Annotated in this window: 10 protein-coding genes, 1 tRNA gene and 1 pseudogene; 5 read left to right on the plus strand and 7 right to left on the minus strand. The window is 68.0% G+C overall.

Going from position 1 to position 10,337, the window contains the following annotated elements:
* Nucleotides 1–298 precede the first annotated feature (298 nt).
* Together ACFXHE_RS02855 and ACFXHE_RS02860 are read left to right on the plus strand one after the other, a co-directional pair.
* Nucleotides 299–901 (plus strand): annotated as a pseudogene (locus tag ACFXHE_RS02855) (replication-relaxation family protein).
* Nucleotides 805–1,656 carry a recombinase zinc beta ribbon domain-containing protein gene (locus tag ACFXHE_RS02860; RefSeq protein ID WP_379380358.1) on the plus strand — a complete coding sequence of 284 codons (852 nt, stop codon included), beginning with the start codon at nucleotides 805–807 and terminating at the stop codon, nucleotides 1,654–1,656. Before ACFXHE_RS02855 ends, ACFXHE_RS02860 begins: the two are co-directional and overlap by 97 nt.
* 76 nt (nucleotides 1,657–1,732) lie before the next feature.
* On the opposite strand, the gene ACFXHE_RS02865 is transcribed toward ACFXHE_RS02860, so the two are convergent.
* Nucleotides 1,733–1,808 (minus strand) — tRNA-Ala (locus ACFXHE_RS02865).
* A gap of 129 nt (nucleotides 1,809–1,937) precedes the next feature.
* On the opposite strand from ACFXHE_RS02865, the gene ACFXHE_RS02870 reads away from it, so the two are divergent.
* Both ACFXHE_RS02870 and ACFXHE_RS02875 read left to right on the plus strand, forming a co-directional pair.
* Nucleotides 1,938–3,530 carry a DUF222 domain-containing protein gene (locus ACFXHE_RS02870; RefSeq protein ID WP_379379159.1) on the plus strand — a complete coding sequence of 531 codons (1,593 nt, stop codon included), beginning with the start codon at nucleotides 1,938–1,940 and terminating at the stop codon, nucleotides 3,528–3,530.
* Nucleotides 3,531–3,719: 189 nt separating this feature from the next.
* Nucleotides 3,720–4,040, plus strand: a complete 321-nt coding sequence (locus ACFXHE_RS02875; RefSeq protein WP_379379161.1) for a hypothetical protein — start codon at nucleotides 3,720–3,722, stop codon at nucleotides 4,038–4,040.
* A gap of 16 nt (nucleotides 4,041–4,056) precedes the next feature.
* On the opposite strand, the gene ACFXHE_RS02880 is transcribed toward ACFXHE_RS02875, so the two are convergent.
* From ACFXHE_RS02880 to crcB (ACFXHE_RS02905), 6 genes are all read right to left on the minus strand, one after another.
* A complete protein-coding gene (locus tag ACFXHE_RS02880; protein WP_379379163.1) occupies nucleotides 4,057–4,794 on the minus strand; it encodes a DsbA family protein in 738 nt (245 codons plus the stop codon).
* A gap of 72 nt (nucleotides 4,795–4,866) precedes the next feature.
* Nucleotides 4,867–6,093: an MFS transporter gene (locus ACFXHE_RS02885; protein ID WP_379379165.1), complete on the minus strand. Its 1,227-nt coding sequence runs from the start codon at nucleotides 6,091–6,093 to the stop codon at nucleotides 4,867–4,869.
* A gap of 77 nt (nucleotides 6,094–6,170) precedes the next feature.
* On the minus strand, nucleotides 6,171–7,811 hold the full coding sequence (gene pgm, locus ACFXHE_RS02890) for a phosphoglucomutase (alpha-D-glucose-1,6-bisphosphate-dependent) (RefSeq protein ID WP_379379167.1): 1,641 nt from the start codon (nucleotides 7,809–7,811) through the stop codon (nucleotides 6,171–6,173).
* Between the two features lie 47 nt (nucleotides 7,812–7,858).
* Complete coding sequence (crcB, locus tag ACFXHE_RS02895) at nucleotides 7,859–8,221, minus strand: fluoride efflux transporter CrcB (protein WP_379379169.1); 363 nt, start codon at nucleotides 8,219–8,221, stop codon at nucleotides 7,859–7,861.
* Nucleotides 8,218–8,562, minus strand: a complete 345-nt coding sequence (locus ACFXHE_RS02900) for a DUF190 domain-containing protein (RefSeq protein ID WP_379379171.1) — start codon at nucleotides 8,560–8,562, stop codon at nucleotides 8,218–8,220. The genes crcB (ACFXHE_RS02895) and ACFXHE_RS02900 overlap by 4 nt, the downstream gene beginning before the upstream one ends.
* Nucleotides 8,555–8,986, minus strand: coding sequence for a fluoride efflux transporter CrcB (gene crcB / locus ACFXHE_RS02905; protein WP_379379173.1), 432 nt, complete (start codon nucleotides 8,984–8,986; stop codon nucleotides 8,555–8,557). The genes ACFXHE_RS02900 and crcB (ACFXHE_RS02905) overlap by 8 nt, the downstream gene beginning before the upstream one ends.
* 131 nt (nucleotides 8,987–9,117) lie before the next feature.
* Between crcB (ACFXHE_RS02905) and ACFXHE_RS02910 the strand changes: the two genes are divergently transcribed.
* The gene (locus tag ACFXHE_RS02910; protein WP_379380360.1) at nucleotides 9,118–10,275 is read left to right on the plus strand and encodes a lipase family protein; all 1,158 of its coding nucleotides are present in this window, start codon (nucleotides 9,118–9,120) and stop codon (nucleotides 10,273–10,275) included.
* The last annotated feature ends 62 nt before the right edge of the window (nucleotides 10,276–10,337 follow it).

The raw sequence follows: 10,337 nt of genomic DNA on the forward strand, positions 1-10,337 counted from the left end.
GCCCGATGAACGGCCGCGACGACAACCCGGCTGCGGATGGGTCAGCGTTTGGCGGCGCGGATGGGGCGGCGGGTGCTCGGCGTCCTAGCCGCCACCCCAAACGCCGAACACGCCAACCATACCCGCGCCGCTCAGGGGCAGGATCGAGGTACGGGGGCGAAATCCAGAATGAACATCAATACTCATACACATTCCCGCGTAGGGCCGCGCGGCGGCCGCTGGGTGCAACGGGGCGGGCACCCAGACGCCGGTCCCTGGTTCCGTCTCCTCGACCGTGACCGACGTCTTCTCTCCCTGTTTGCCGCAGCACAAGGTCTTCACCACCGATCAGATCGCCGCCCTCGAATTCTCCTCCGTCCGCCGCGCACAGGACCGACTGCGCAAACTCCGCGAGATGGGCATGCTCTTCGCCTTCCGCGAATCCCTCTAGGGCGGCGGCACCAGCCAAACCCGCCACGCCCTCGGATATCCCGGCGCACGCCTGATCTCCGCCCAACGCGCCGACAAGCCACCAGCCCCTGACGCGCACGCCCTGATGCTCGAACGTCTGGCCTGCTCACCGACTCTCGAGCATCGCCTTGGCGTCAACGACTTCTTCTGCGCCTTGGCCGCCCACCGCAACCCCACTCATCGCCGCGATATCACGCACCCTGATCGGTGGTCGGAGCGGCAGTGCGGCGAGTTCTTTCAGCTCGACAAGTATTCCGGAGAACGAGTCCGACTATGCCCGGACGGATACGGTTGCTGGGAACGCCACAACTGCGCGGTGCGGTTCTTCATCGAATTCGACACCGGCACAGAATCATTGACCACCCTCACCCACAAACTCGATGCCTACCACAATGGTCCGGTCACCATGTACTGCGCATTCTCAACAGCCGGATCTATCTCGGCGAGTTGACGTTCCGCGACAGCACCGTCACCAACACCCACCCCGCCATCATCGACACCGACACCTTCGACCACGCCCAATCAGTCCTCGAAGCGCGCGGGGAATCCCACGCCCACCGCGCCGCGAACTCCTCGGGCTATCTCCTGACCGGCCGCCTGCGTTGCCCGCGTTGCGGGCGCGCCATGATCGGAACCCGCGCCACCGGACGCTCCCGCACCTACCGCTACTACACCTGCTTCAACCGCACCCGCTACGACACCGACAAGTGCGACTTCACCCGCCTCGACGCCGACTCCGTCGACGCAGCCGTCCTCGAAGCCCTGAGCAACTTCTACCGCACCCGCCACGACCTGATCAGCCAAGCCATCCACGCCCAGAAGCGACACCACCGAGACGCCAGCAGCGACACCCGCGCCGAACTGGCCACCATCTCCGCTGAACTCGCCAAGGCTCAGCAGGCGATCGACCGGTATCTGAACGCCTTCGAAAACGGCACCCTCGACCCCGAACTCCTCGCCGGACGACTCGGCGAATTGCGCACCAAGACAACCCAGCTCGCCACCCGCCGCGACCAACTCACCGCCGCTTTGGCCAGCGAACCCACAGCCCCTGGACCCGCCACGCTCGACGTCATCGCCGACCACATCGCCAACATCATCACCACCGGAACCTGCACCCAAGCCAAGGCACTCATCGAGGCCCTCGTCGCCCAGGTCGCCATCACCGGACCAGACCGCCTCGTCCCCACGTTCCGCATCCCCTAACCCGGAAACGACATTGGGGCTGGTACCGCTTCTGCGGTACCAGCCCCAATGGAGTCGGTTCGTGCAATGACACGATTGGTGGAGCTAAGGGGACTCGAACCCCTGACCCCCACACTGCCAGTGTGGTGCGCTACCAGCTGCGCCATAGCCCCGTGTTCACTTCTCTGCCAGCGGGGCGTTGCCCTGCTTGCTTGAACGAAGTTACACGACTGGTGTCGAACAAACCAAATCGCCTGTACAGAGGCTGGCGGCGGCGATCTTCTCGATGTAGTCTCGAACGCATGTTCGATAGCCGAGAGGTGGAGGCGATGGGCGAGGAAGAGCTGATCGACGCGCTGCGGCGGGCACACGGGGCGGCGGCGTTCGCACAGGCGGCGGAAGTCACAGCGGTGCGGGAGGTGTATCGCCGGCATCGGGCCGGGAATGCCGCGCCGGGAGCGGGCGGGGTGCGTGCCGGGGAGTTCGCCGCGGCGGAGATCGCCGTGGCGGTGCACGTGTCGGAGGCGGTGGCGGCGGCCCTCATCGATATCGGGTTGGCGCTGGATTCCCTACCGCAGACCAAGCACGCCTTCGCGGCCGGGCGGATCGACCTGTCTCGGGTGCAGGTGATCGCGGACAGTCTGCGCGGCCTGCCGCACGAGGTGCGAGAAGTGCTGGAGCCCAAGCTGATCGAGGCGGCGCTGCGCTCGGACCCGGCCCGATTACGCCAGACCGCCCAGCGCTGGGTCACCCGGCTGGACCCCGAAGGCGAGACCCGCCGCCGCGAGGAGCGCGAGCAGGACCGCGACGTCCGCATTCGCGCGGTGCAGGACGGCATGGCCGTATTCGACGGCCTGCTGCCCGCCGCCGGAGCCCAGGCGCTCGCCATGCGGCTACGCGAAATGAGCCTCCAGGTCTGCGAGGCCGATCCCCGCACCATGTCCCAGCGCCGCACCGACGCGCTGGTCGCGCTCGCCGACGGCTCCGGCCGCCTGCGCTGCGGCTGCGGCCGGGGACTCGACTGCCCCAAGGCCGATGCCCCCACCACGCCCCGCCGCCCACTCATCCAGGTCGGGGTCTCCGCCGAAACCCTGCTCGGCCTGCGCGACGATCCGGCCTTCCTCGCCGGCTACGGCCCCATCGACGGTGCCCTCGCCCGCACCCTTGCCGAACACGCACGTTTCCAGGTGATTCCGGAGTACTTCCCGAACGAGGCCGCCCAGGAGGCGAACGCCACGGACGGAACGGCCCCCCGGCGCGCCGAACCGGCCGACGCGCCGGGCCCCCGCACCTCGCGCAGGCCGGAGTCACGGACCATCCCGGTCCGGCAGGCTCCCTGGGAACGCGCCATGACCGCTCTGGATACGAAACCCGTTGCGGTACGCGCTTTTTCGAGCGCGCCACCCCGTGAGGTTCGCGCCGTCGATGGCCTGTGCCGCTTCCCCGGCTGCACCATGCCCGCGGCGGAAACCACCCTGGTCCAGTTCGAGCCACATCCCTCGCGCGGCGTCCCGGGCCCGAATCCCGCCTACCGCGCCGTCCTGTGCACGCATCACCATCGGCTGAAGTTACTGGCCGACAAGGGAAAACACCCCTGGCGCGTCTATCTCTCGGACACCGATCGCATGCGCTGGATCGACCCCAGTGGCGAGTCGCACGAAACCGTCCGCGAAGGTGCGCGCTACCTGTTCCCGCACACCGATATCGACGCACCCGCCAGGCCACACCCCCTGCGCGTCGTTCCCGACCCCATCGAAACCGCCACGGGTGGAGCACCTTTCACCCAGGACCTGGCCTACCCGATGGAGTCCCACATCCTCATCCATCCCCAGCTGTCCCGCGCCACCCCGGACAACGACATCCCCGAAACCCCCACCCGAGCCGCATCGCGCTGACCCGCAAGATCCCCTCCCCGACCACGGAGCCGAGCCCCCAGCCCGGTTCCCTCCCCGGGGTGCGGCTCACTTCTCCGTTCCCCCGAGGGCCGCACCCCACCCATTCCGCCCGGCATGCGGTGGTGCACAAGAACATCCGAATTCCTGTGCACCACCGCATGTTCCGGCCCACCACGGCATGCTGGTCGCATGAGCGACCACGAACCGAGCGCGGAAGCCGACCTGCGGGACCCGCTGCTGCTGGAACAGCGGCGGCAGCTACTGCAAGATCGGCTGCAGACCCTCCGAGCGGACCTGGCGGACCTGACCGCCGCCTACCGCGATCTCCCCGACTCCGGCCTGCTGCTCGATACGCCGGGCACCGGCGCACTCACCACCCCGGCCTACTGCGTCGCCGGCGCCGCCGAGGTGTTCGACGAGGCCCTCATCGAACTCGATGCCGCCGAGGACGCGCTGGGCCGGGCAGCCACCTGCACAGGTCGCCTGCGCTGGCCCATCCTCGACGTCTGAAGCCTTACCGCCCCGCCTATTTCGCGGCGTCGAGGACCCAGTTCTTGTTGTTCACGTCGACCTTCTTGCCGTCGATGAAGACCGACGGGGTGGCGGCGCGATTGTTGAGGGCGTCGTTGAGGGCCTTGAGTGCGGCATCGGCGTGGGCGCGGCCGGTGTCGGCGCGGTCGCCGGAGGTGATGCACTTGGCGACATCGTCACCGGCGCCCGCCTCCTTGGCGATGGCGGCCAGTTCCTTGTTGTCGTGGTCGGAACCGCCCTCGGCGGGCTGCTTGGTGGTGAACAGCAGCGAGTGGAACTTCGAGTAGACCGGACCGTCACCGGCCTGGGCGACGCACTCGTTGGCGGCCACCGCGCGGGTGGAGTAGTCCTTGCTGCTCGACCGCGGGTCGAGGAAGTTCACCAGGCGGTACCGCACCGCGATCTTGCCGAGGTCGACCTGCTGGGCAATCTCCTGCCCGTAGATCTTCTCCAGCTGACCGCACGCCGGGCACAGCGGATCCTCATAGATGTCAAGGGTTTTCACATTGGGCTTGCCCAGCACAATGGCTCCGTCGGAATCCAGCGCCACCGACACCGCAGGATCGTGCACCGGACCGTACCCGTCGTTGCGCACCTCGTCCCCGCCGCCGCGATTCCACAGGTAGAGGGCCGCCACGATCACCACGACCACGACAACGGCCAGCCCGGCCAGCGCGTAGGTGGTCTTGCTCGAGACCGGCCGCGGTGTGTGCTTCGAAGTCGGTTTGCTCACCCGCAACACTCTGCCCGACGCCCTCACCCGAGCAACACCCACCCCGCCCCACCAAAATCTGCGGCCGGCCCGCTAGGCGGCGGTGGATGCGGCGGGTTCTCTTCGGCGGAGGGTTTCCGGCACCAGCAGCCAGACCGCCGACGCCGAGGCCAGCAGGGCGCCGGTCACACCGAGGGCCACGCCGTAGGAGACGCGGTCGGCGAGCATGCCGATCGCGTAGGGGCCGAGGAAGGTGCCCAGGTCGGCGGACATCTGGTAGCCCGCGAGGACCGGGCCGCCGCGGGTGCCGGGGCCGATGATGTCGGCGACCGCCGCTTGCAGGGCGGGGGTGAACATGCCGGAGCCGATGCCCGCCACGCAGGAGGCGACCAGGAGCCAGACGAGGGTGGAGGCGAGGCCGATGCCCGCGGTGCCGACTGCGCAGACCAGGGTTCCTGCGATGAGGAAGGGCTTGCGGCCCACCGTGTCCGACCACCGCCCGGACAGGAACAGCACCGAGGCATTGCCGAGGGCGAAGGCGGTCAGGGCCACGCCTGCCAGGGCGGCGTCCTGCTTCAGGACCTCCACCACGATGAGCGGCACCAGCGCCATGCGCACACCGAAAACGGCTGCACCATTGCCGAAGTTGGCCCACAGCGCGGCCCGGTAGGCGGGCCGGGCCAGCCCCTCGCGGAAGGTCAGCACGGGCGCGCCGTTCGATTTCTCCGGCAGGGCCAGCGGGGAATCCCGCAGCGCCACATAGACGATGAGGCTGGCGATCAGCAGCGCCACGCAATAGATGAGGAACGGAGCGCGCAGGCCCAGGAAGGACAGCGCACCGCCGACCAGCGGCCCGCTGATCGAGCCGATCAGGAAGCTCGTCGAGTACACCCCCGACACCCGCCCGCGTTCGGCGGGCGGGGACATCCGGATGACCAGCCCCAGCGAGGACACCGTGAACATCGTCGACCCGATCCCACCCAGTGACCGCAATACCAGCAGCTGCCAATAGCTCTGGGCCAGCGCGCACGCACCGGTCGACACCGCCACGATCAACAGCCCGGTCAGATAGACCGGCCGCTCCCCCAGCTTCTGCAACAACCGACCCGCCAGCGGCGCGAAGATCAACCGCATCAACGCGAACGCGCTCACGATGAACGAGGCCGCGGCCACCCCCACATCGAAACTCCGCGCGAACTGCGGCAACGCCGGGGCCACCAACCCGAACCCGATGGCGATCGTGAACGCCGACCCCACCAGCACCCAGATCTCCACCGGCAGCCGATGCCGCCCGCCGACCGGCCCCTCGACCTCACTCACCACGACGCACCGCCCACCCGGATCCGCCCGGCGCACACACCAATCCATCCATTCGCCACACCTGACCGAAGACCGCGCTATTCACCCGTGAGGGCGTGTCCGACGATCTCCTCGGCCGCGGCCTGGACCTGCGCGAGGTGCTCCGGCCCCTGGAAGGATTCGGCGTAGATCTTGTACTTGTCCTCGGTGCCCGACGGGCGGGCGGCGAACCAGGCGTTCTCGGTGGTGACCTTGACGCCGCCGAGGGCCGCGCCATTGCCTCGGGCGCGGGTCTGGATACCGGTGATGGGTTCGCCGGCGATTTCGGTCGCGGTGATCATGTCGGGCGTCAACGCCGCCAGGCGGGTCTTCTGTTCCGGGGTGGCGGTGGCGTCAACACGAGCGTAGGCGGGTGAGCCGTAGCGTTTCTCGAGTTCGGTGTAGCGGGTGGACGGACTCTGCCCGGTGACGGCGGTGATCTCCGCGGCCAGCAGCGCGAGCACGATGCCGTCCTTGTCGGTGGTCCACACGGTGCCGTCCATGCGCAGGAACGACGCGCCCGCGGATTCCTCGCCACCGAAAGCCAGGCTGCCGCTGAACAATCCGGGCACGAACCACTTGAACCCGACCGGCACCTCGTACACGTCGCGGCCGAGCACGCCGACCACCCGGTCGATCATGGAGGACGTCACCACCGTCTTGCCGATCTTGGTGAGCGCGTCCCACCCCATCCGGTTGGCGATCATGTACTCGATCGCCACCGCCAGGTAGTGATTCGGATTCATCAGTCCCGCATCGGGAGTCACAATCCCGTGCCGGTCCGCGTCCGCGTCGTTGCCGGTCGAAATGTCGTAATCGTCGCGAATCGCCACCAGCGACGCCATGGCGTACCGCGACGAGGGATCCATCCGGATCCGCCCGTCGGAGTCCAGCGTCATGAACCGCCAGGTCGGATCGACGAACGGATTCACCACCTCGAGTTCGAGGTCGTACCGCTGCCCGATCTCCTCCCAGTAGTCCACCGAGGCCCCGCCCATGGGGTCCGCGCCCAGCCGAATCCCGGCGCCCCGAATGGCGTCCAGATTCAGCACATTGGGTAGGTCCGAGATGTAGCGGTCCAGGTAGTCGTAGCGCTCCACGTTGGTGGCCAGCGCCTGCGCCAGCGAGGTGCGCTTGACGTCGGCGAGCTCGGTGCGCAGCAGCTCGTTGGCGCGCGCGGCAATGGCATCGGTGGCGATGGTGTCGGCGGGACCGCCGTGCGGCGGGTTGTATTTGAACCCGCCGTCGCGCGGCGGATTGTGCGAGGGCGTCACCACGATGCCGTCGGCCTGGTGCCGGGTCCCGCCCCGATTGTGCCGCAGCACGGCGTGACTCAGAGCCGGTGTGGGCGTGTACCTGTCGCGCGAGTCGATGACGGCGGTGACGTCATTGGCGGCCAGCACCTCCAGCGCGGTGGTCCAGGCGGGCTCGGACAGCGCGTGCGTATCCCGTGCCAGGTACACCGGCCCGGTGATGCCGCGTGAGGCACGGTATTCCACGATCGCCTGGGTGATGGCCAGGATGTGCGCCTCGTTGAAGGCGCAGTCCAGGCTCGACCCGCGATGCCCGGAGGTGCCGAAGGCCACCAGCTGCGCGGGATCCGACGGATCCGGAATCCGGCTGTAGTAGGCCGTCACCAAGTGCGCGATGTCCTCGAGGTCCGTGGCCCGGGCCGGTCGTCCGGCTCGATCGTGGGCCATACTCGCACCTCCCTTCCGTATCGCCTGCGCCCGGCTGGTCATGAGAATCACGGCCACACCCACTGCCCGAGGAAGGCACCGAGGTAGGCCGCGGCCAGGCTTGCGCCGACGCCGATCACGACGTTCGCCACCGCATAGCTGTAAGCGCCCTCCTCGGCCAATCGAACCGTTTCGTACCCGAACGTGCTGAACGTGGTCAGCGCGCCGCAGAACCCCGTTCCCACGGCAGCCAGGAGCCAATGATTTGCTCCCGCACCGATCAACGCGCCCAGCACGGCCGAACCGCCCATGTTCACCGCCAGTGTGCCCAGGGGGAGAACACTATCGAATCGATAGGCCACCGCGCGATCCACCAGATACCGGACGGGCGCCCCGAAGAGCGCGCCGAGGATCACCAGCAGCCCTGTCACCGCCGCACTCCGGCGAAGACCTCGACCGGCGAAAGCGCCACCGTCACCGAATCCAGCAGGTCCGCATTGCTTTCCACGAACGCCCGCAGCCGTGCGGTGTCGTCGATGATCATCAGCATCACCGGCAACCGCTCAGCCAGATCGAGCAGCCGGGCGGTGTGGATATGGGAGGACACCCCGTAGCCCTCGACGCCGCGCCACACACTGGCCCCGGCCAATCCGGCGTCCCGGGCACGCCGCACGATCTCGTGATAGCGGGGCCGGTGCCTATAGGTGTCGTCCTCGCCGAGCAGCACCGTCAGCCGAGACGCGGGTACCCACTGCCGAACCATGTCACTCATCGCCTGCCCCCAATCGTCGTGCCGTCTCCGATACCCATCGTGTCGCACTCACGCCCAGCAGGACCGAAATCAGTCCTGTCACCACTGTTCCCCCGAGGTAGGCCAGTCCGGCGCCGACCCGGCCCGATTCGAGCAGTGTACGAACTTCCACCGCGTAGGTGGACATGGTGGTGAATCCGCCGAGAATCCCGACCCCGAGAAAGGGCCGCAACAGCCGGTGCGCCACCCAGATCTCGGTGATACACACCATCAGTACCCCGATGAGGAAGCAACCGATCACATTGACCGCCAAGGTCTGCCATGGAATCGAGCCGTGGTGCGGCACCCACAGGCTCATGGCGTAGCGCGCTTCCGCGCCGATCGCGCCACCGAGGCCGATGACACCGAGCAGGGCGGCGTCCACGCCCGCGACTCTCGCTGCCACCGCCCCTCCTCTCCAATTAGCCAAATCATTGCTGTTCGGCGTGTTGGTGAAGCCGAACAGCAGCCCGGAACTGCGAGGATAGTGCCGCTTACCCGGAGTTGTCCCATCGGCCTCGAGGAGTCAAGTTGGCGGTGCGGCAGTCGATCAGAAAGTTGCTGGTTCAAGGGTTCGGAATCGCCACGGTACTGGCGGCCGCCATGGCCGCCACCCCCGCGGCCCACGCCGGGGCGATTTATCCGGTTTCCGACCCGGACGGGTTCTACTACGCCACAGGGAATCTCAACGCCGCCCATAACGGTGACGTGCTCGATTCCCGCCTGGTGCCCAACCATCCCTGGCCCGGAGCGACGGTGTGGCAGCTGAAGTTCCGCTCCACGAACTCCACCGGCGTGCCCATCGCCGCGGTGACCACCCTCATCACCCCGGGCCCCGGCCCGCGACCGCTGGTGTCGTATCAGCCGTTCGTGAATTCCCTGGGCATGCAATGCGCGCCGTCGCACGCCCTGTTCAACGGCGGCGTGCGGGAGGCTGCCGCTTTCCCGCTGCTGCTGGCGCGCGGCTGGGCGATCGCCGTGCCCGATCACCTCGGCCCCGACAGCGCCTACGGCGCGGCCCGCATGGGCGGGCAGATCACCCTCGACGGCATTCGCGCCGTCGAGCGTTTCGCCCCGGCGGGGCTGGGTGATTCGCCGGTCGGCCTGGCCGGTTACTCCGGCGGTGCGATGGCCACCGGTTTCGCGGCCGCCATCGCCCCCAACTACGCGCCCGAGCTGCCGATCGTCGGCGTCGCGGAGGGCGGCGTGCCGGTCAATCCGGGCAAACTGGCCATCCAGGTGGGCAATACGCCCCAGCCGCTGTTCGGCCTGGGCTTCGCGGTGGCAGTGGGCATGGAGCGCGAGTACCCCGCCCAGATCCAGCTGGACAGCTCGCTCACCCCCTTCGGCTTCTGGATGCGCGACCGCATCGCCAATTCCTGTGTGGACGACATCATTACGGTCGGCGCGAACCACAGCATCGGCGACGTCTTCCACCCCGGCAAGGAGAACGACCCGGACCTGATCCACACCATGCACGCCAATGCCCTCGAGGTCGTCCCGGAGCTCATCCGCCAACCCCTCTACGAATGGCACGGCAGCAACGACCAGGTCCCCCTGGACCTCGCCCTCGAGACCGCGGACCGCTACTGCGCCGCCGGCACCCCGGTCCAGTTCGACATCATCCCCGGCGCCGACCATGGCACCGCCATGGTCGGCGCCCCCCCCCCCCGGGGCTCCCCCAGTCTGATATAAAAAAAAACCAGCCCCCCACACACACCAAAAAAAGGTATTGCGACTTCTGGATTTTAAATGGG

The organism is Nocardia sp. NPDC059229, from assembly GCF_042754165.1.
GTDB lineage: Bacteria > Actinomycetota > Actinomycetes > Mycobacteriales > Mycobacteriaceae > Nocardia.

What these genes read in the sequence shown, in the direction of transcription:
- ACFXHE_RS02870 (WP_379379159.1), top strand. Translation starts at nt 1,938, where the DNA reads ATGTTCGATAGCCGAGAGGTGGAGGCGATGGGCGAGGAAGAGCTGATC.
- ACFXHE_RS02875 (WP_379379161.1), top strand. Translation starts at nt 3,720, where the DNA reads ATGAGCGACCACGAACCGAGCGCGGAAGCCGACCTGCGGGACCCGCTG.
- pgm (WP_379379167.1), bottom strand. Translation starts at nt 7,811, where the DNA reads ATGGCCCACGATCGAGCCGGACGACCGGCCCGGGCCACGGACCTCGAG.
- ACFXHE_RS02900 (WP_379379171.1), bottom strand. Translation starts at nt 8,562, where the DNA reads ATGAGTGACATGGTTCGGCAGTGGGTACCCGCGTCTCGGCTGACGGTG.